Genomic DNA, 17,752 nt, shown 5'->3' on the forward strand with positions numbered 1-17,752 from the left:
GCTCAGGCACCCCCGCCCAGGTCGGCCACCGCGAGGTTCAGCCGGCGCACCGACTCCTGCTCGGCGGTGTCGTACGAGTGCGAGCTCTGCCGCAACTGGTCGGCGTAGACGCCCAACTGCTGGGCGACGGCGCTCATGTGGGTCTGCCACGCCTCGGCGCACTCGCGCAGCGCGGGACCGGAGGCGAAGCCCGGGTGGGCGGCGGCGACGGTCAGGCTGTCGTCCAGCCAGTGGCCGGTGCGCGAGCCCAGCCGGCCGGAGGTTCCGCCGATGGCGTCGGCGGCGCTGCGCAGACCCGCCGTGCGGATGTGGACGTCGAACATGGATCCCCCCGTGTCTACCGTGTGATCGGCACGGGGGAGGACGACCCTGCGGCGCGTTCGGTTCCGCTCGGCGGACGGTCGGCGGTCAGCCGGCGGCGGCTTCGAGGGCGAGCAGGGCGGTCTTGGCGTCGAGGCCGCCGATGTAGCCGCCGAGGGTGCCGTCGGTGCGCAGCACGCGGTGGCAGGGGACGACGACGGGGAGCGGGTTGGTGGCGCAGGCGGTGCCGACGGCGCGGACGGCCTTGGGGTTGCCGACGAGTTCGGCGACCTCGCGGTAGCTGCGGGTCTGGCCGTAGCCGATCTCGGGGAGGTGCTGCTGGACGGTGCGGCGGAAGCCGCGGGAGAGGGACAGGTCGAGCGGCAGGTCGAAGGTCCGGCGGCGGCGGGCGAAGTACTCGTCGAGTTCGCGGGCGGCGGCGTCCAGGCGCCGCGGGGCGCGCAGGACGCGGGGGCCGAGCTGCCGGCCGAGGTGCTCCAGGACGCGGTCGTGGTCCTCGGCCGGGTAGGCGACCCGGACCAGGCCCGCCGGGGTGGTGGCGAGCAGCAGGCTGCCGACCGGGGAGTCGACGGTGGTGTAGGCGACGTCGACCAGTCCGGCGCCGTCGGCCTCGGCTTCGAGGCGGCGGTGCAGCCGGGCCAGCACGGCGGCGTCCTCGGGGGTCGAGAGCAGGGCGGTGACGTCGTCGCCGCCGGGGGTTCCGCTCATGGTGCTTCTCCTTCTCCGGCGTTCTGCGGGTAGTTCTTCCTGAGGGTCCTGATCCCGTCGGCGGCGGCCCGGCGGGCCGCTTCGACGGTGCCGCCGAGGATCCGGGCGACCTCGGCGTACGGCAGGCCGACGACGTGGTGGTAGGCGACGGCCTGGCGCTGCTTGGGCGACAGCAGCCGGACCGCGGCCCACAGGCCGCCGTCCTCGGCGGGCCGGTCGGGTGCGGCGGGGCGCTCGGGCAGCTCGCCGACGGGTAACGGGGCGCGCCGCGCGGCCCGGTGGACGTCGAGGGCCCGGCGGTGCGCGATCGTCACCAGCCACGCCTCCACGTTGGCGTCCTCGGCGAGGTCGGGGTAGGCGCGCAGGGCGGACAGGAAGGTCTCCGACCAGGCGTCCTCCGCGTCCTGCGGGCCGAGCACGGCCCGGCACACCCGGAGCACGGTCGGGCCGTGCTGGGTGACGATCTTCTCGAACGGCTGCTTCATCGGGTTCTCTTGGGGCGCTGGGGGACGGACGGGGCGGCGGGGGAGGGACGGACGGGGCGGGGGGACGGACGGGGCGGCGGGGGAGGAGCGGGGCTCAGAACAGCCGGGAGGCGGTCACCTCGGCCGGCTCCTCCAGTTCGAGCAGCTCCTGCTTGTAGCGCAGGCCGCCCGCGTAGCCGGTGAGGGATCCGTCGGCGCCCACCACCCGGTGGCACGGCACGAAGACGCACAGCGGGTTCGCCCCGACGGCCTGGCCGACCCGCTGCGCGAGAGCCCGGTCGCCGAGCTGCCCGGCGAGCGTCCCGTACGTGGTGGTGGTGCCGTACGGGACGTCCTTCAGCAGCGCCCAGACCTTCTCCTGGAAAACGTCGCCGCCGGTGCGCAGCGGCAGGTCGAAACCGGTGCGGCGGCGGTCGAGGTAGTCGTGGAGCTGGTCGGCGGCCTCGGTCAGCAGCGGGTCGCCGGACGGCTCGACCTCCGGGCCGAAGGACCGCTGGTCGGGGCGGCGCACGTGGTGGCGGAAGTACAGGCCGGTGACGGCGTCGCCGTCGGCGACCAGGGTGACCGCGCCGAGCCGGGTGCCGGCGACGGTGTGCCGGATGGTGTCCATGTGCGCTCTCCTGTCGTTCCTGCTTCCTCACCCGGTAGACGTCCGGCGGCGCCGGAACGTGAGGTCCGGTCCGCAGGATCCTTCCGCCGGACCGGCCGGCCGGCCTGCCACCCGCCGCCCGTCGGCGCGGCTCCGGGCGCGGGGTCCGAATGCCGCCGGTCCCGCCCGTCCGGGATGCGGCACCATGGTCGGTGCGGGAACGAAAGATGAGAACAGCGAACACCGAACAGCGAACAGCCGGAGCACGGACGGAGCCGGAGGAGGAAGCCCGCGATGGAAGCAGCCGGCACCCGCGGCACCGGCGACGCCCCCGCGTCCGCCCCGGCCGCGCCGCGCGGCTACACGCTGATCGGACCCGACAACCGCCCCTACCGCAGCACCACCCCCGGCACCCTCGGCGGGCACCGGCCCGGCCGCCGCTACGGCCGGCTCGACTGCCCCAGCGCGCTGCGGGCCGTCGCCGCCGGCCACTACGTCCGCCACCGCGTGTTCTTCGCCGACGAGCCGACCGCGGTCGCGGCCGGCTACCGGCCGTGCGCGGTGTGCCTGCCCGAGGAGTACCGGACGTGGAAGACCCGGAAGACCCGAAGGACCCGACCGTGAACCCCCGTTCGCCCCTGCTCCCCGCGCCCGCGGCCACCGCCCACGGGCCGCTGCCCGAACCCGCCCCGCACACCGCCGACGAGCTCGCCGCCCTGCTGCGCCTGCTCACCGGGCGGCGCCGCCCGGAGCCGCCCGGAGCCGCCCGGCGTCACGGTCGGACACAGCCGCGACGCCGCCTCCCGGGCGGCGGCCGCCGCGTTCGCCGAGGCGTGGCGGGGTACCGGCGGCACGGTCCCGGCCGTCGTCGACCGGCCCGAGCGGGCCGCGTCCTGGCTGCGCCCGGCCCAGCGGCCGGCCGACCGGGAGCCCGACGCGCTGGTGACCGCCGCCGCCCCGCCCGGCCGGGCCCAGCCGGCCCGCCGGCTCGCGCCCGGCACCCCCTGGCGCCCGGACCGCACCCTCGGCTTCGCGCCGCCCGCCGAGCCGGTGGCCGTCGCGCTCGCCGGGGACGGCGTCCTGGACGGGGTGCGCGGCGCGAGCGCGGACGGCGGCACCTGGCGGATCGAGCACGGCCGGACGGACTTCCGGCCGCCGCACCCCGCGGGCGGCGCCGCGTGAACCCGCTCCCCGAACCGCCGCTGTTCGGCCCGCCGCCGGCCGGCTACCGGCGCCGCGAGATCGCCCCGGGCGCCGTCCACCTGCCCGGCTGGCTGACGCCCGAGCAGCAGCGCTCCCTGGTCACCGCCTGCCGCGGCTGGGCCACCGGCCCCGTCCCGATCCGGCACACCCGGCTGCCGCGCGGCGGCGTGATGTCCGTCCAGACGGTCTGCCTGGGCTGGCACTGGAAGCCGTACGCGTACACCCGCACCGCCGACGACGTGAACGGCCGGCCGGTCACCCCGTTCCCCGGCTGGCTCGCCGACCTCGGCCGCCGCGCCGTCGCCGACGCCTACCAGGACGAGGAACGGGCCGCCGGCTACGAACCGGACGCCGCGCTGGTCAACTTCTACGACGCGGAAGCCCGGCTCGGCATGCACCAGGACAAGGACGAGAAGACCCTCGACCCGGTGGTCTCGCTCAGCATCGGCGACAGCTGCCTGTTCCGCCTCGGCAACACCGAGCACCGCAACCGCCCCTGGACCGACCTGACCCTCGCCTCCGGCGACCTGCTGGTCTTCGGCGGCCCCTCCCGGCTCGCCTACCACGCCGTCCCGAAGATCCACCCCGGCACCGGCGACCCCGCGACCGGCCTCGCCGCCGGCCGCCTCAACCTCACCCTCCGGGTCACCGGCCTCACCGACCCCGGGCCGGGCCCCGCCACCCGGTGACCGACACCCCGGGGACCGCCGTGACCGGCGCCGACGCCCCGGCCCGCTGCCCCCGGGCCGCCGGCCACCCCGCCGAGTGGGGCCTGCCGCCGGACGGCGAGCGGGCGGTGTACCAGCGGATCGTGCCGGAGGGCTTCCAGGGGGGCCCGGCCGGCGCACCGTGCCGGCCGGGCCCCGGCCTGCGCGCGGCGTTCGACGGCTTCGACCCCGACACCGCGGCCGGCTGCACCGACGCCCGGGCCGTCGTCCGGCGGCACGAGCACGGCCGCGCGAGCACGGCGGCGTCGAACGCCCCGCCGCCGCCCACCGGCCCCCGCCGCCCACCGGTGCCCCGGCGGACCGTCCTGTCTCCTCCTTGCCCGCCGCGCCCGCGCTCGGCCGGAACTCCGTTGAGAAGCAGGGGATTTCGGGACCAGACCGGCGTACCGCCGCCGGGCTCACACCACCGTTTCCTGCTCCGTTCCGCCGCCGCCCGCCCTGCCGCGCAGCGTCGAGAGCGCGGCCAGCGCGGCCAGCCCCGTCGCCGCGGCGAACGCGGCGACCGGCCCGCGGCCGTTGACGATCAGGCCGCCGAGCAGCGCGCCGCCGGCCAGCGAGAGCTGGACCACCGTCACGTAGGCGGCCAGTCGGCCCTCCGGCGGCCCGGGGGCGGCGCCGGCCAGCCAGGACTGCAGGCTGAGCGGGACGGCGCCGAACGCGACGCCCCACAGCACGACCAGGACGGCCACCAGCGCGGGCGAGCCGTCGCACAGCGGCAGCAGGCCGGTCGCGACGGCGACCGCGGCGGCCGCGCAGCCGGCCGTGCCCCGGACCGAGCGGGCCAGGGTCAGCCCGGCCAGGAAGTTGCCGGCGATCGCGGCCAGGCCGTAGCCGAGCAGCAGGCCGGTGACCCAGCCGGTGCCGAGCCGGGCGTGCCGCTCCAGGTACGGGGTGATGTAGGTGTAGGCGGCGAAGTGCCCGAGGAACACCAGGGTGGTGGCCAGCAGTCCGGCCCGGACGGCCCGGTCGCGGACCGCGCCGAGCAGTTCCCGGCGGCCCGCGCCCTCGCCGGCCGGGAGGGCGGGCAGCAGGAGCAGTTGGGCGGCCAGCGCGGCCAGCGAGAGCGCCCCGGTGATCCAGAAGCCGGTCCGCCAGCCGTCGCCGGCCGCCTGGCCGGTCAGCGAGGCGAGCGGCGGGCTGACCACGGTGCCCACCGAGATGCCCGCGGTGACCAGCGCGGACGCCCGGTGCACGGCCGCGGGCGGGACCAGCCGGGGCACCGCGCCGATGCCGACCGCCCAGAAGCCGCCGAGCGCGAAGCCGAGCAGCAGTCGGCCGAGCAGCATCGGGAGCAGGCTCTCCGCGGTGGCGCAGAGCAGGTTGGCGCCGACGGTCAGCGCGGACAGGGTCCACAGCACCAGCCGCCGGTCGGTCCGGCGGGCGGCGAGGGTGAGCAGCGGCGCGGTGACGGCGGCGGCCAGCCCGGGGGCGGTCATCAGCAGGCCGCCGGTGCCGGTGGAGACGCCGGTGCCGGCGGCGATCCGGTCCAGCGCGCCGACCGGGAACAGCTCGGAGAGGACCAGCGCGAAGGAGCCGAGCGCCACGGCGGCCACCGCCGGCCACCCACCGGGCCGGCCGCCCCCACTGCGGGCGGCGGCGCGACGGGCGGTGGCGGTGGCGGCGGGCCGGGGGGCGGTGCCGGGCCGGGTGGTGGGTTCGGTCATGAGTCGGGCAGCGCCACGGAGCGGCTGTGGTGGAGCGTCGACCCGGGCGGGCCGGGAGGTGTCGTACGCCGGGTCGTGCAGATCGACGTCCGGGGCGGCGCGGGTGAGGTGCCGGTGGAAGCCGGCCGCGTGGTCGGCGGGCATCGCGGCGCGGTAGTGGGACGACGTCAACTCGCCCTTCAGGCTTGGGTCGTTGAGCGTCGGGTTGGTGGTTCCGAGGTAACGGGTGGCCTGCACCCACGGCATGCTACGCGGGTGCGCGGGGCCGGGCATAGCCGAGAACTCGCCCATGTGCGCGGCGGGCGACTGCCGCGCGGGACGTCCGGGCTCGCGGCGACGGCGGCCTCGACCGCGATCGCGTTCAGGCCCGCGTGGTAGTCCGCCTGGCGCCGAGCGCCCGGACCGGCACCGCCACCGCCACCGCCACCGGCAGCGGTACCGGCAGCGGTACCGGCAGCGGCGGCCGCCGCTGCCGGGCTGTCAGACGCCCTTGAGGAAGCCGCCGTCGACCGCGAAGTCGGCGCCGGTGGTGCTGCCGGAACGCGGCGAGGCGAGCAGCAGGATCGCGTCCGCGACCTCGACCGGGTCGACCAGGCGGCCGGTGACCATGCCCATCATCTGCGGGGCGATGCGGTCCATCACGCTGTCGCGGTCGGCGTTCGCCATGCCGGCGATGACGTCGGCCGCGCCGCCTTCCTCGGTCCACCAGGCGGTGCGCACGGCGCCCGGGGAGACCGTGTTGACGCGGATCCCCTGCGGGCCGAACTCCTCGGACAGGACCTTGGAGAGGTTGGTCAGGCCCGCCTTGGCCGCGCCGTACTCGACGTTCGCGGCGGCCGGCTGGTGCGCCATGCCGGTGGAGACGTTGACGATCGAGCCGCCGCCGCGCTCCAGCAGCTCGGGGATGGCGGCGCGGATGGTGCGGACCACCGAGAACAGGTTGAACTCGAAGATGGCCTGCCAGTCCTGGTCGCCACCGGCGAAGAAGCCGCCGCGCGGCATGGTGATCCCGGGCGGCGGGCCGCCCGCGTTGTTCACCAGGATGTCGAGCCCGCCGAAGTTCTCGACCGCGGCCGCGATCGCCAGGGCCGGGGCGGCCGGGTCCATCAGGTCGGCGGCGAAGTGGACCAGGTCGGCGCCGGCCAGGGCGTCCAGCTCCGGGCTGCTCTTGCGGGAGACGGCGACCACCTTGGCGCCTTCTTCCAGCAGGCCCCGGGTCACGGCCAGGCCGATGCCCTTGGAGGCCCCGGTGACCACGGCGACGCGGCCGGAAAGGTGCAGATCCATGATTGTCCTTCTCTGTCGTGCGGGCGCTCGCCCGGCAGTCGAGTGCGCTCGGTGCCGCGCTCTCACCCCCTTGAACCCCGCGCCCCGCGAACGGGTTGCAGCGGGTTCCGCGCAGTCCTTCCGCGCCGGGACCGGGGGCGGGGGCGGCCGCCGCAGCCGGGAGCCACCGGGATCCGCCGGGATCCGCCGGGCGCACCGGAGCCACCGGAAGCCCACGGGCCTCCGGTGGCTCCCGGGTTCAGACCGACACCGGGCGGCAGCTCTTGCAGGCCCGGTACCCGGCCAGGTCGGCGTCCCGCGGGCCGGTGAACGGCACCCGGTGCGGGGCGGTGATCCGCCGGGCGTGCGCGCAGGTCGGGTAGCAGAAGATCCGGGTGGTGTCGCTGCCCAGCAGGACCGCGCCGCTGCGCGCGAACGCCCGGACCTCGGTCATGTCCAGGCCCTCGGCCCGGCGCAGCGCGTCACCGTCGGCCGGCCGGTACGCCGCGTCGCACGGCGCGCCGTCCTCGTAGGTGACCCGGTGACAGGGGACCAGCACGGTGAACGGGTTGGCGGCGAGTACCCCGGCGAGCCGTTCGACGCCCGGCCCGTCCGGCAGGCCCGCCTCCCGCGCCACCCAGGACAGCGGGCGCAGCTGGCCGGGCGAGATGCCCCGGACCGCGTCCAGCACCCGGGCCTCCCGGTCGCCGCGGGCGGCCGGGTCGAGCGGGAGGTGCCTGGTCCGGCCGGTGCGCAGCGCCGTCGCGAGCCCGGGGAACGGCCGGGTCGTCTCGATCGCCGAGCGGCCGGTCCGCCGCCGGTGCAGCTCCTCGAAGCGCCCGGCCGTCATCCCGCCGGTGGCGAGCACCGAGCCCGTGACGAACTCCGTCCCGAACGCGGTGTAGAGCCCGCCTGCGGCGGTGTCCAGCCGCACGTAGGTGTCGTAGTGCTCCCGTGCGATGCCCGCGCGCCGCAGGATGCGCAGCGCGAAGTCGGGCGGGGCCGCCGGCACTCCCAGGTCGGGGTCCGGCGGGGAGCCGTCGTCGTTCATCCGGTCACCTCCTTCAGGTCCTCCTGTGCTCCCAGCAGCCGACGCAGGTCCCCCATTCCGCGCGAGACCTGGGCCTTCGCCGTGCCGACCGGACACCCCTGGACCTGGGCCACCTCGGCGTAGCTCAGGCCGATCACATGGCGCAGCACCACGGGGACGCGGTGGTGGTCCGGCAGTTCCGACAATGCTGCCACCAGCCGGTCGCGGTCCTCGCCGTGCTCGGCGCGCTCGGCGGGGCCGGGGGCGGTGTCCGACCAGGTGGCGGCGGCCTCCTCGACGGGGACCGGCGACACCGGGCGCCGGACGCTGCCGCGGACGTGGTTGCGCCAGACGTTGGCCGCGATCGTCATCAGCCAGGCCCGCGGGCGCAACTCCCGGCGGCGCTCCGGGGAGTAGCCCTGGAGCGCGACGTACGCGCGCAGGAAGGCGTCCTGCCCGAGGTCGTCCGCCTCGGCGGGCGAACCGGAAACGCGCAGCAGGAAGGCGTGCACAGCCCTGGCGTGGACCCGGACGAGTTCGGTGAACCCGCCGTCCAGATCCGCCGCCAGGAGCTCGGTCAGCTGCTCGGCTACGTCATCCATCTCTTGGGAAACACCATCCCGACTCAGGTGGTTGCCGGCGTCCGGCACGGGGTCGCCCGCGTCGATCGCCTCCGGCTCGGCCGGCAGCCCGCGGCCCCGACCTCCGCGCTCTCCTCCAGCGATCGGACCAGGGCCACGGTCAGCGTTCCGCCGGAGACGCCCGCCCACTGCGCGATCCGGGCCGGCGAGGCCCCCTCGAACCCGGCGCGGTCGAACGCGGTCGAGGCGGCGAGCACCAGCCGGGGCCCGGTCGGCACGGCTCTCTGTCGTTGCACCATCGGCTCTCCATCCGGCTCTGGCCGTGGACGGTGGCAGGGGGAAGTGCGGCGCGGCCCCCGAAAAAAGTAGAGAGCGTTCGCTATGTTATCGAACCGGCGCTCCCCGGCCCACCGGATCGGCGAACGGGCCGGCGAACGGGCCGGCGCCCGGGCCCGGGGCCTGGCGGCTGCTGCTCCCCGACGCCTGGGGGAGCGAACCCGGCCTGCGCCGCCGCGCCCGCCTGGCTCTGTTCGCGAGTCCCGGTTCTGGCTCAACTTCCAACTTCCGTGACGCGGTTGCAGTCAGTCACTTCAGCTGGACAGCAGCCGGCGGGTGAGGTGGAATCCCGGTCGGCGCGGACCGGTCGCGCGGCACCTGCGGGAGGAGAAGACCGACTGCCCGTCAGGGTTCCGGCCCAGGCGGTGGCGACGTCCGTGGCCGGTGCCCCCGGGCGAGAGGGAGGGCGACGTGCGCGACTATCTCGCTGCTGTTCTCGACATGGTCGGACCCGGTCGCCCCGACCGTCCCGAGTCGGTCGAATGGGGCGGGCTGGAAGGGCTGTTGGGGATTGAGCTCCCGGCGGACTTCAAGGAGATCGCGGAGACCTATGCCCCGGTGACGCTGAACCACCACCTCACGCTGACCCGCCCCGGCACCCGGTGAAGGCGTCGTCGAACGCCGCGGTCCGGCCCGAACGACCTGAACCGCCCTCCAGGACGGCTTCGGCCTCCTCCGTGACCCGCCGGGCGGTCACCGGCCCGGCTGGTCGTTTCCGCGGTCGGCGTCGTCGGCGCGGTCGGCGACCGAGGGCTCCAGGCGCAGCCGGGTGCGGGCCTCCGGGGTGGCGATGCCGGGGAGCAGGTAGGTCCACATCCGGACGATCCGCTCGGGCAGGTCGGCCCGGTCGGTGGCGATCTCGGACAGCAGCTGCGTCCCGCTGTAGGAGCTGACCAGCAGTTGGGCGACGTCCGCCACGACGACCTCCGGGAGCAGGTCGCCGACGGCCTCGGCGGCGCCCAGCTCGTCCCGGAACCGGTCGACCCACTGCAGGTAGGGGGTGCTGTCGCGGACGCCGAACGAGCCCTGCTCTATCGCCAGCCGGACCCCGGCCCGCAGCAGCACGTTCCGCTGCAACTCGGAGGCCAGGTACAGGGTGATGTCGATCAGGCGCTGCAGGCCCCGCTCGCCGTCGGGCAGCACGAGGTCGTCCGCCTGGGCGGCCATCACGGCCCGGGCGAGGTCGTCCTTGGAGGTGAAGTGGAAGTAGATGGCGCCCATGGTCAGCCCCGACCTGGAGGTGATCATCGACAGCCGGGCGCCGTTGTACCCGTGCTGCTCGAACACGCCGGCCGCGGCCTGGATGATCGCCTCACGGGTCTTGGCCGCGCGCGGGGACTCCGCCATTTACTCACTCCGAGGTATCTCGACGCCCCAAAGAGCGCCCGCTGTGTCGTTGGAACGCAGCCGCTCCAGCCGGCAGGGGCGTGCTCGAGGTCCGCCAGGGCGATCGAGTCAAAAGTTTGTCAACCACCTGCGGCGACAGGTCATTTACGGCAGGGTATCGCAACGGGTGTGCCCCGGGGCCTGGTCCACCACCGGCCGCCGCCGCCCCGACACCCCGCCGCCGCGACACCCCCCGCCCCGACACCCCCCGCTGACCGCCGGGGGCGCGGTTCCCTTCGTCCGCGACAGGTCGTGCGGTCCTGTGGTAACCAAGAGTCCGATCACCGCCCGAGGGGGGCGTGGGACGAGGGGGACGCAGTGACCGGGCCGACCATGCCAAGCCGCCCTTCCGGGCCGCCGTCCGTGCCGGGGGCGCCGCCGCGGCCGACCGACCCGCCGGCGGCGGAGGCTCCGGCGGCGGAGGCTCCGGGCCGCCGGGGCGGGATCGACCTCCAGGGGTGGAGCGCCGTGGTGACCGCGATCGTCGCGGTGGTCACCCTCGGTGCCGGTTTCGCGGGCGGGTTCCTCACCCAGGCCCGGGTGTCGGACGACTCCCGGCCGCAGACCACGGTCACGGTCACCGCGCCCGGCCCGACCGTCACGGTGGCGGGCCCCACCGTGACGGCGTCCCCGGCGGGCGGCACCGGCGCCGCCCCGGCCGTGAACCCGCTGCCCAGCGGGGTCGCGGCCACTCCGACGCCGAAGCCGACCGCGGCCCGGGTGCTCAGCGCCTCCCCGGACGGCGGGCAGGGCGGGACGAAGTCGGTCCTCACCGGCCGGGGCTTCCCGCCCGACACGCCCGTCCGGGTCTCCTTCGTCATCAAGGGCGACGTCGGCGAGGACTACCGGCTGCGCGACCTGCGCGACACCCTGACGGACGCCGGCGGGGCGTTCTCGGTCGAGGTGGTGATCCCCTCCGATCTGCGGCTCGACGCCAACCTGAACGCCTATCTGCGGGCCCGCACCGCCGACACGAAGGTCGAGACGGTGTTCGACCTCATCGCCTGACCGGCACCGGCACGGGCACCGGGCCCGGGCGGGCTCCGGTGCCGGTGCCCGCCCGGCGGGGTGCTCAGTCGAAGTCGAACAGCGCGGTGTGCACGGTGCCGTCGGTCAGCCCGAGCGCGAACACCCGGCAGCTGCCCGCGTAGGCGCGGTCGGTCTTCCAGACGTACGCGTAGCCCCGGGCGTCCGGCTCGAAGCGGGGCGGGCCGCCCGCGTCCGGCCCGTGGCCCGCCCGCACCCCGGTCACGGTCGGCGCGACCGTCGCGGTGGCCAGCTGGTACGGGCTGCTGCCGGTCGGGACGGTCCGGCTCACCGTGTCGGTGGCCGGGTCGAGCACCGACAGCGTGCCGTCCTTGCTGTTGGCCACGTAGACGGCGCCGCCGGCCGGGTCGGCCAGCACGCCGATCGGCGTCGCGCCGACCGGGACGGTCGCGGTGACCCGGCCGGCCCCGGTGTCGACCACCGAGACGGTGTCGTCGGACTGGCTGGGCACGTAGGCGCGCGCGCCGTCCGGGGAGAGCGACACGCCGCCGGGACCGGCCCCGACCGTGATCACGCCGGACACCGCGCCGCTCGCGGTGTCGATCACCGAGAGGTTGCCGCTGCCGTAGTTCGCCACGTACACCCGGCCGCCGTCCGGCGCGACCGCCAGCGCGGCGGGCATCCGGGCCCGGCTGTCGACGATCGTCCCGGTCAGGCTGTCGGTGGCGGCGTCGATCACCGAGACCGAGCCGCCGATCAGGTTCGCCACGTACACCCGGCCGCCGTCCGGGGTCACCGCGATGCCGAACGGCTGGCTGCCCACCGGCACCGTGGCGGTGACCGTCCGGGTGGCGGTGTCGATCACGTCGACGCCGCCCGCCCGCGGGCTCACGTAGTGCCCCACGTAGGCGCGGGCGCCGTCCGGCGAGAAGGCCACCGGGCCGGGCAGCCGGCCCACCGCGATGGTCGCGGCGACCGTGCCGGTCGCGGTGTCGAGCACCGAGACCGTGCCGCTGCCGTTGTTGACGACGTACGCCTGCGAGCCGTCCGGGGAGACCGCCACGGCCTGCGGGTAGGAGCCGACCTGGACGGTCGCGACCGGCGACGCGGTCACCGGGTCGTACGCCGTCACCGAGTTCGCGCGCGTGTTGGCGAGGTAGACCAGCCGGTGCGCCGCCGCCTCGCCCCCCGGCCGCTCCTGCGCGTGCGCCGCCGACCCGGGCGCGACCACGCCGAGCGCGCCGAGCGCGACCGCCGTCGCGACCGCCGCCGCCACCGCCGGAGCCAGCCCGGCGACCCCGCCACGGGGATCACTGCCATCTGCCGTCACCTCTCGTCCGGACGTGCCGACTGGAGGGGAGCCGGACGGCGGAGTGGGTGGGGCGCGGGGTGCCCGGGGGGCAGCCTGGCCGCCCGGGGCGCGCGCGGGCAGGGCGCGCGGCGGCCGGACCGCGGCACGCCACCGGCGCACGTGCGCGACCCTCGCACAGAACTTGCCAACTCGGGTGGAAAGGAGGCAGGTTGACGTTTCGGCGGGCGATCGGGGCGTTGCCGGGGCGCCCGGCGGGGCAGGGATCGGGGCGCGGCCCCGGCCGCACCCCCGACTCCTGGAGGACCACGTGCGCAAGAGACTGACCGTCGCCGCCGCCGGCGCGATGAGCCTGCTGCTGGCCGTCCCCGCCGCCGCCTCCTCCGGGTTCCACCCGGGCGCGGACGGCCTGGGCGACCCGTACTACCCGACGTTCGGCAACGGCGGCTACCGGGTCTCGCACTACGACATCCGGCTCACCTACCAGCCCGCCACCGACGAACTGGAGGGCACCACCACCCTGCTGGCCACCACCACCGAGAACCTCTCCCGGTTCAACCTGGACTTCGCGCTGAAGGTCACCGAGGTCCGGGTCGACGGGCGGCCCGCCGCCTTCGCCGCCACCGGCGACCAAGAGTTGGAGATCACCCCGGCCCGGCCGCTGCCCAAGGGCGCCGAGACCACCGTCGTGGTGCGCTACGCGGACGTGCCGTCCACCGTCGAGCGGTACGGCGGCTACACCGCCTGGCGCCGCACCCCGGACGGCGCCCTGGTGGCCGGCGAACCGGTCGCCGCCGCCTGGTGGTTCCCCAGCAACGACCACCCCAGCGACAAGGCCACCTTCGACGTCTCGGTGCGGGTCCCCGCCGGCACCCGGGTGATCAGCAACGGCGTGCTCACCGGCACCAGCACCCGGGCCGGCTGGACCCGCTACGACTGGCGCGAGAACAAGCCGCAGGCCACCTACCTCGCGACCCTGGCGATCGGGAAGTTCGACGTCACCCAGGACACCTCGCCCGGCGGCGTCCCGGTCTACAACGCCTACAGCCCCGACCTCGGCGACAACGCGGGCGCCGCCCGGGCCAGCGTCGAACGCACCGGCGAACTCGTCGACTGGCTCAGCGGCTACTTCGGCCCCTACCCGTTCAGCTCGGTCGGCGGCCTCGTCCCGAACATCCCCAGCAGCGGCGGCCTGGAGACCCAGACCCGGATCGTCTACGGCCCCGGCCTGTTCGCCCGCGGCTCCAACACCTCGGTCGTCGTCCACGAACTCGCCCACCAGTGGTACGGCGACAGCGTCTCGGTCGCCCGCTGGAGCGACATCTGGCTCAACGAGGGCTTCGCCCAGTACGCGCAGTTCCTCTGGTCCGAGCACGAGGGCGAGGGCACCGCGCAGGAACTCGCCGACTGGATCTACGCCTACTACCCCGCCGACCACCCGTTCTGGACCGTCACCCCCGGCGACCCGGGCCCCGACGGCCAGTTCGCCGACGCCGTCTACCAGCGCGGCGCCCTCGCCCTCCAGGCGCTCCGCACCACCGTCGGCGACCAGGTCTTCCTGCGGATCCTCAAGGGCTGGCCCACCGAGCACCGCTACGGCAACGCCACCGTCCAGGACTTCCAGGCGTACGCGGAGCGGATCGCCGGCCGCGGCCTCGGCGACCTCTTCACCACCTGGCTGTTCACCCCCGGCAAGCCCCCCACCGGCCCCGGCCCGGCCGGCACCGCCCCCGCCACCACCACCGCCCTCCGCGCCGACACCCCGGCCCCGGCCGAGCCCAAGTCCTGGCAGCGGATCCGGGAGACCGGCACCCTGCACACCGGACTGGGCTGACCCGGACGGCCCGCCGGCCCGGGGCTCAGCGGTCCGGGGCTCAGCGGCCCGGGGTCAGCATGGCCAGCATCAGGACCTTGGCGAACTGCGGGTCCGGCGAGTCCGACCGGGGCGGGTCGGGCAGGGCCAGGCTTCCGCCGAGGGTGGCGATGTCGGCCCGGGCCAGTTCGGCCGTTCCCAGCAGCACCCGGGTCTCCAGGTGGAACGGGAACGGCACCTCGCGCGCCGGGTCGGCCTCCAGCGGGGCGTACCCGGCGTGCGAGGTGCCGCCGGAGAACAGGCCCCGCTTCAGGGCGACCTGGCGCAGCGGCCGCCCCTCGGTGGTGACGTAGAACGAGCGGTCGGCCTGGCCCGCCACGCCGACCACCCAGCCGCCCGGGTGCACCCGTACGGCCCGGTCGCCGACCCGCTCCCGCCCGGTCGACGGGGCCAACCCCAGGCCCGGTGCGACGCGGGCGAACTCCGCGCAGTACGCCAGGAAGTCCGCCCAGACCCGCCCGGCGACCGCCCGCCGCTCCGCCGCCCGCCGGTCGCCCTCGGCGGCCCGCTCCCCGGCGGCCCGCCGCTCCCGCTCCATGTCGTCCATGAGTCCCATGGCGGCATGGTAGGGGTCGGGTCCGGGCAGTGGCGGGGTGTTCAGGCGGCGGGCTGGTCCTCCTTCCGGAGGGTGGGGGCGGCGGTGGGTGCGGGCTCGGTGGCGGTCGGGCGGGTCGGGACGGTGGCGGAGACCGCGGCCAGGGCGGCGAACAGGGCGGCCCAGGCCAGCCAGCCGGCGGTGCCGGCGGTCAGGCCGAAGCTGACCAGGCTCGGGCCGAGGACGGTCGCCCCGGCGAAGCCGAGGTTGAAGGTGGCCAGGTAGAGCGGGCGCCGGCCGGGCGGCGTGTGGGCGAGGGCGAGGCTCATGCCGCCCGCGCTGATGTACAGCTCGGCGGCGGTGAACAGCACCACGGTGAGGACCACCGCGCCGGTCGCCGCCCAGTGCCCGCCGAAGCCGGAGAGCGGGGTGGTGAGCGCGGCCAGCGCGGAGAGCAGGCCGCCCGCGACCAGCATCCGGCGGCCGCGGGCCGGGTCCTCGGAGCCGCGGCTGGTGCGCACCTGCAGCGCCACCACCAGGACGGTGTTGAGGAGTTGGACCAGGCCGACGGTCCAGCCCGGGGCGTCCGAGTACTGGGTGATCCACAGCGGCAGGCCGATGCCCAGCAGGATCGCCGACAGGGTCAGCGCCCCGTACACGGCGGTGACGGCGAGGAACGCCCGGTCCCGGCCGATGCCGCTGCCGCGCCGCCGGACCGGCCGCTTGACCTCCCCGGCGGACCGGAAGGTCGCCGACACCAGGGCGCAGCCGACGAACAGCAGCACCGAGGTGAACATCACCGCCCGGTACGCCCACGCCTCGCCGACCGCCACCGCGAAGGTCACCGGCAGCGCCCCGGCCGCCATGCCCGCGTTGCGCAGCGAGCGCAGCGCCGCCAACTGCCGGACGGCCTCCGCCGAGTCGGCGTCGGCGATCAGCGCGGACTGGATCAGCGGGCCGATGCTGCGGCTGAGCAGGCCGCCGACCGCGGCGCCCGCCGCGGCCACCGTGAACGAGGACGCGCAGCCGAGCACCGCGAACGACCCGGCCCGGACCGCGAACAGGGTCAGCAGCCCGGCCCGCAGCCCGACCCGCTGGGCGAACAGGGCCACCGGGATCGCCCCGATCAGCGAGGCGAACCCGGCCAGGCCCAGCAGCAGGCCGATCTGCCCGTTGTCCAGGTGGACGGCGCTCCGCAGGTACACCGCGGAGAACGCGAGGTACATGCCCAGGCCGGTGGAGTCCGCCAGGCCGACCGCGAGCGCCCGCCGCCGGTTCACCGGGCACCCCCGGCGGCGGCCGCGACGGAGACCGGCACCGGACCGGCCAGGGCGGCCGCCGCGACGGCGAGCTCCGGGGCGAGCGGGACCAGCGGGTCGAGCGGTTCGAGCGTGGAGGCCGGGTCGAGCGGGTCGAGCGGGTCGGGCGTGGCGGGCGTGGAGGCCGGGTCGAGCGGTTCGAGCCGGATGTCGAGGAACCGCTCGACCGCCTCGGCGGTGGTCCGGGCCCGCTCCAGGTCGGCGCCCCGGACGGTGAACACCACCAGGTGCTGGGTGACGTCCCGCCGGGTCTCCCCGCCGGGGGCGAACCGCAGGCCGATCTTCAGCAGGTCGGGGTGGGCGGCCCGGGCCTCCTCGGCGGAGCGCTGCGCGACCACCCGCCACTCGCCCGCCGGGATCGGCACGTACCGGACCCAGGCGACCGCCTTCGGCACCGGCCGCTCCAGCGGGCGCAGGCCGAGCGCGACCCGGGCGATGTCCCGGGCGAAGTCGTAGTCCGCGGCGATCAGGAACATGCTCGGCAGCGGGCCGCCGGCCCGCGCGTTCACCTCGATCACCTTCGCGCCGTCCGGGCAGAGCGCGACCTCGGTGTGCACGGCGCCGTGGGTCAGGCCGAGCGCCCGGATCGCCCGGTCCGCGCAGTCGACCGCGGCCCGCCGCGCCTCGGCGGGCAGCCGGCTGGGCAGCACCGCGCCCTCCTCGACGCAGCCGTTGCGCAGCCGCAGCCGGTCGGTCACCGCCAGGTGGTCGGCGACGCCCTCGAACAGCAGCGACTCCACGCTCACGTAGTCGGCGTACACCGAGGAGCCGTCGCCGGCGATCGGCATCGCCTCCTCCAGCAGGTACGCGTCGTCCTCCTGGAGGAACGGCGAGTTCAGGTCCGCGGCGGCGGCGAGCAGCCCGGCCAGCTCGGCCTCGTCCGTCACCACCCGGACGCCCTGGCTGCCCGCGCCCAGCGAGGGCTTGAACACGGCGGGCAGGCCGACCGCGGCCACCGCCCCGGGCAGGTCCGCCGCCCGGCGGACCTCGGCGGCCCGCGGCGAGGGCACCCCGGCCGCGGCGAACGCCCGGCGCTGGAGCGCCTTCGACTGGGCGCGGGCCACCGACTCCGGGCTGTTGCCGGGCAGGCCCAGCCGGTCGGCCAGTTCGGCCTGCGGGCGCAGCAGCAGCTCCGAGTAGGTGACGACGCCGTCGATCGGGCTGCGCCCGTGCAGGCCGGTGGCGGCCGCCACCACGGAGTCGAGGTCGGGCACGGCGAGGAACTCGCTGCCGTCCTCGCCGGGCCGCCCGTCCCGCCAGGCGGCGCGCACCGCGTCGGTGCGGCCCCACGCGGTGACGAAGGCGACGCTGACCCGGGAGGTGGCGCCGCGCGCGGCGGCGATCCCCTCCTCGGCGGACAGGCCGCCGACCCCGGCGATCAGCAGCAGGTGCGGTTCGGGGGCGGCGGAGCTGGACGAGGTGTTCGACATGG

General features: G+C 76.3%; 20 protein-coding genes. 6 read left to right on the top strand and 14 right to left on the bottom strand.

The genetic code is table 11. The features are described from left to right. Positions 1 to 2: 2 nt before the first annotated feature. From KSE_RS28950 to KSE_RS28965, 4 genes are all read right to left on the bottom strand, one after another. A complete protein-coding gene (locus tag KSE_RS28950; RefSeq protein WP_014138919.1) occupies positions 3 to 323 on the bottom strand; it encodes a type VII secretion target in 321 nt (106 codons plus the stop codon). 85 nt (positions 324 to 408) lie between these two features. Then, a complete protein-coding gene (locus KSE_RS28955; protein WP_014138920.1) occupies positions 409 to 1,029 on the bottom strand; it encodes a methylated-DNA--[protein]-cysteine S-methyltransferase in 621 nt (206 codons plus the stop codon). Next, positions 1,026 to 1,514 (bottom strand): RNA polymerase sigma factor, encoded by a 489-nt coding sequence (locus tag KSE_RS28960; RefSeq protein ID WP_014138921.1) that lies wholly within the window; start codon positions 1,512 to 1,514, stop codon positions 1,026 to 1,028. The genes KSE_RS28955 and KSE_RS28960 overlap by 4 nt, the downstream gene beginning before the upstream one ends. Positions 1,515 to 1,608: 94 nt before the next feature. Next, positions 1,609 to 2,124 (bottom strand): methylated-DNA--[protein]-cysteine S-methyltransferase, encoded by a 516-nt coding sequence (locus tag KSE_RS28965; protein WP_014138922.1) that lies wholly within the window; start codon positions 2,122 to 2,124, stop codon positions 1,609 to 1,611. A gap of 273 nt (positions 2,125 to 2,397) precedes the next feature. Here KSE_RS28965 and KSE_RS28970 point away from each other — a divergent pair, with 273 nt between their 5' ends. The 3 genes from KSE_RS28970 to KSE_RS28980 all read left to right on the top strand — a co-directional run bounded on the left by KSE_RS28970 (position 2,398) and on the right by KSE_RS28980 (position 3,995). Beyond that, entirely contained in the window at positions 2,398 to 2,727 is a 330-nt protein-coding gene (locus tag KSE_RS28970; RefSeq protein ID WP_014138923.1) for a hypothetical protein, read from the top strand. Between the two features lie 318 nt (positions 2,728 to 3,045). Continuing rightward, a complete protein-coding gene (locus KSE_RS43880; RefSeq protein WP_014138924.1) occupies positions 3,046 to 3,285 on the top strand; it encodes a hypothetical protein in 240 nt (79 codons plus the stop codon). After that, a complete protein-coding gene (locus KSE_RS28980; RefSeq protein ID WP_014138925.1) occupies positions 3,282 to 3,995 on the top strand; it encodes an alpha-ketoglutarate-dependent dioxygenase AlkB family protein in 714 nt (237 codons plus the stop codon). The genes KSE_RS43880 and KSE_RS28980 overlap by 4 nt, the downstream gene beginning before the upstream one ends. A 437-nt stretch (positions 3,996 to 4,432) precedes the next feature. Here KSE_RS28980 and KSE_RS28990 read toward each other — a convergent pair whose 3' ends face one another. The 5 genes from KSE_RS28990 to KSE_RS29010 all read right to left on the bottom strand — a co-directional run bounded on the left by KSE_RS28990 (position 4,433) and on the right by KSE_RS29010 (position 8,874). Beyond that, on the bottom strand, positions 4,433 to 5,935 hold the full coding sequence (locus tag KSE_RS28990; protein ID WP_231873238.1) for an MFS transporter: 1,503 nt from the start codon (positions 5,933 to 5,935) through the stop codon (positions 4,433 to 4,435). Positions 5,936 to 6,178: 243 nt separating this feature from the next. Then, a complete protein-coding gene (locus tag KSE_RS28995) occupies positions 6,179 to 6,985 on the bottom strand; it encodes an SDR family NAD(P)-dependent oxidoreductase (protein ID WP_014138927.1) in 807 nt (268 codons plus the stop codon). A 238-nt stretch (positions 6,986 to 7,223) separates the two neighbouring features. Beyond that, positions 7,224 to 8,015, bottom strand: coding sequence for an MGMT family protein (locus KSE_RS29000; protein WP_014138928.1), 792 nt, complete (start codon positions 8,013 to 8,015; stop codon positions 7,224 to 7,226). Next, positions 8,012 to 8,596 (bottom strand): RNA polymerase sigma factor, encoded by a 585-nt coding sequence (locus KSE_RS29005; RefSeq protein ID WP_014138929.1) that lies wholly within the window; start codon positions 8,594 to 8,596, stop codon positions 8,012 to 8,014. The genes KSE_RS29000 and KSE_RS29005 overlap by 4 nt, the downstream gene beginning before the upstream one ends. A 23-nt stretch (positions 8,597 to 8,619) precedes the next feature. Further along, on the bottom strand, positions 8,620 to 8,874 hold the full coding sequence (locus KSE_RS29010; RefSeq protein ID WP_014138930.1) for a hypothetical protein: 255 nt from the start codon (positions 8,872 to 8,874) through the stop codon (positions 8,620 to 8,622). A gap of 448 nt (positions 8,875 to 9,322) precedes the next feature. Between KSE_RS29010 and KSE_RS29015 the strand changes: the two genes are divergently transcribed. After that, entirely contained in the window at positions 9,323 to 9,517 is a 195-nt protein-coding gene (locus KSE_RS29015; protein WP_033258218.1) for a hypothetical protein, read from the top strand. 87 nt (positions 9,518 to 9,604) lie between these two features. Here the strand turns inward: KSE_RS29015 and KSE_RS29020 are convergent, their stop codons facing one another. Then, complete coding sequence (locus tag KSE_RS29020) at positions 9,605 to 10,258, bottom strand: ScbR family autoregulator-binding transcription factor (protein WP_014138932.1); 654 nt, start codon at positions 10,256 to 10,258, stop codon at positions 9,605 to 9,607. A 510-nt stretch (positions 10,259 to 10,768) separates the two neighbouring features. Between KSE_RS29020 and KSE_RS29030 the strand changes: the two genes are divergently transcribed. Then, a complete protein-coding gene (locus KSE_RS29030; protein WP_033258220.1) occupies positions 10,769 to 11,305 on the top strand; it encodes a hypothetical protein in 537 nt (178 codons plus the stop codon). A gap of 64 nt (positions 11,306 to 11,369) precedes the next feature. On the opposite strand, the gene KSE_RS29035 is transcribed toward KSE_RS29030, so the two are convergent. Next, positions 11,370 to 12,560, bottom strand: coding sequence for a YVTN family beta-propeller repeat protein (locus KSE_RS29035; protein ID WP_051055413.1), 1,191 nt, complete (start codon positions 12,558 to 12,560; stop codon positions 11,370 to 11,372). Positions 12,561 to 12,939: 379 nt separating this feature from the next. On the opposite strand from KSE_RS29035, the gene KSE_RS29040 reads away from it, so the two are divergent. Then, complete coding sequence (locus tag KSE_RS29040; protein WP_014138935.1) at positions 12,940 to 14,427, top strand: M1 family metallopeptidase; 1,488 nt, start codon at positions 12,940 to 12,942, stop codon at positions 14,425 to 14,427. A 40-nt stretch (positions 14,428 to 14,467) separates the two neighbouring features. Here the strand turns inward: KSE_RS29040 and KSE_RS29045 are convergent, their stop codons facing one another. The 3 genes from KSE_RS29045 to KSE_RS38845 are packed head-to-tail and all read right to left on the bottom strand — an operon-like array spanning position 14,468 to position 17,750. Beyond that, the gene (locus tag KSE_RS29045; protein ID WP_014138936.1) at positions 14,468 to 15,022 is read right to left on the bottom strand and encodes a hypothetical protein; all 555 of its coding nucleotides are present in this window, start codon (positions 15,020 to 15,022) and stop codon (positions 14,468 to 14,470) included. A 41-nt stretch (positions 15,023 to 15,063) separates the two neighbouring features. Further along, positions 15,064 to 16,281 (bottom strand): MFS transporter, encoded by a 1,218-nt coding sequence (locus KSE_RS29050; protein WP_014138937.1) that lies wholly within the window; start codon positions 16,279 to 16,281, stop codon positions 15,064 to 15,066. Continuing rightward, positions 16,278 to 17,750 (bottom strand): ATP-grasp domain-containing protein, encoded by a 1,473-nt coding sequence (locus KSE_RS38845; RefSeq protein WP_014138938.1) that lies wholly within the window; start codon positions 17,748 to 17,750, stop codon positions 16,278 to 16,280. The genes KSE_RS29050 and KSE_RS38845 overlap by 4 nt, the downstream gene beginning before the upstream one ends. Positions 17,751 to 17,752: the final 2 nt, after the last annotated feature.

This window comes from Kitasatospora setae KM-6054 (assembly GCF_000269985.1).
Lineage (GTDB): Bacteria > Actinomycetota > Actinomycetes > Streptomycetales > Streptomycetaceae > Kitasatospora > Kitasatospora setae.

Bases quoted from the DNA above. Each gene is read 5' to 3' on its own strand.
- KSE_RS29010 (WP_014138930.1), bottom strand. From the start codon at position 8,874: ATGGTGCAACGACAGAGAGCCGTGCCGACCGGGCCCCGGCTGGTGCTC.
- KSE_RS28960 (WP_014138921.1), bottom strand. From the start codon at position 1,514: ATGAAGCAGCCGTTCGAGAAGATCGTCACCCAGCACGGCCCGACCGTG.
- KSE_RS29000 (WP_014138928.1), bottom strand. From the start codon at position 8,015: ATGAACGACGACGGCTCCCCGCCGGACCCCGACCTGGGAGTGCCGGCG.
- KSE_RS29005 (WP_014138929.1), bottom strand. From the start codon at position 8,596: ATGGATGACGTAGCCGAGCAGCTGACCGAGCTCCTGGCGGCGGATCTG.
- KSE_RS29045 (WP_014138936.1), bottom strand. From the start codon at position 15,022: ATGGGACTCATGGACGACATGGAGCGGGAGCGGCGGGCCGCCGGGGAG.
- KSE_RS28950 (WP_014138919.1), bottom strand. From the start codon at position 323: ATGTTCGACGTCCACATCCGCACGGCGGGTCTGCGCAGCGCCGCCGAC.
- KSE_RS28955 (WP_014138920.1), bottom strand. From the start codon at position 1,029: ATGAGCGGAACCCCCGGCGGCGACGACGTCACCGCCCTGCTCTCGACC.
- KSE_RS28970 (WP_014138923.1), top strand. From the start codon at position 2,398: ATGGAAGCAGCCGGCACCCGCGGCACCGGCGACGCCCCCGCGTCCGCC.
- KSE_RS29040 (WP_014138935.1), top strand. From the start codon at position 12,940: ATGAGCCTGCTGCTGGCCGTCCCCGCCGCCGCCTCCTCCGGGTTCCAC.
- KSE_RS28995 (WP_014138927.1), bottom strand. From the start codon at position 6,985: ATGGATCTGCACCTTTCCGGCCGCGTCGCCGTGGTCACCGGGGCCTCC.
- KSE_RS38845 (WP_014138938.1), bottom strand. From the start codon at position 17,750: ATGTCGAACACCTCGTCCAGCTCCGCCGCCCCCGAACCGCACCTGCTG.
- KSE_RS29020 (WP_014138932.1), bottom strand. From the start codon at position 10,258: ATGGCGGAGTCCCCGCGCGCGGCCAAGACCCGTGAGGCGATCATCCAG.
- KSE_RS28965 (WP_014138922.1), bottom strand. From the start codon at position 2,124: ATGGACACCATCCGGCACACCGTCGCCGGCACCCGGCTCGGCGCGGTC.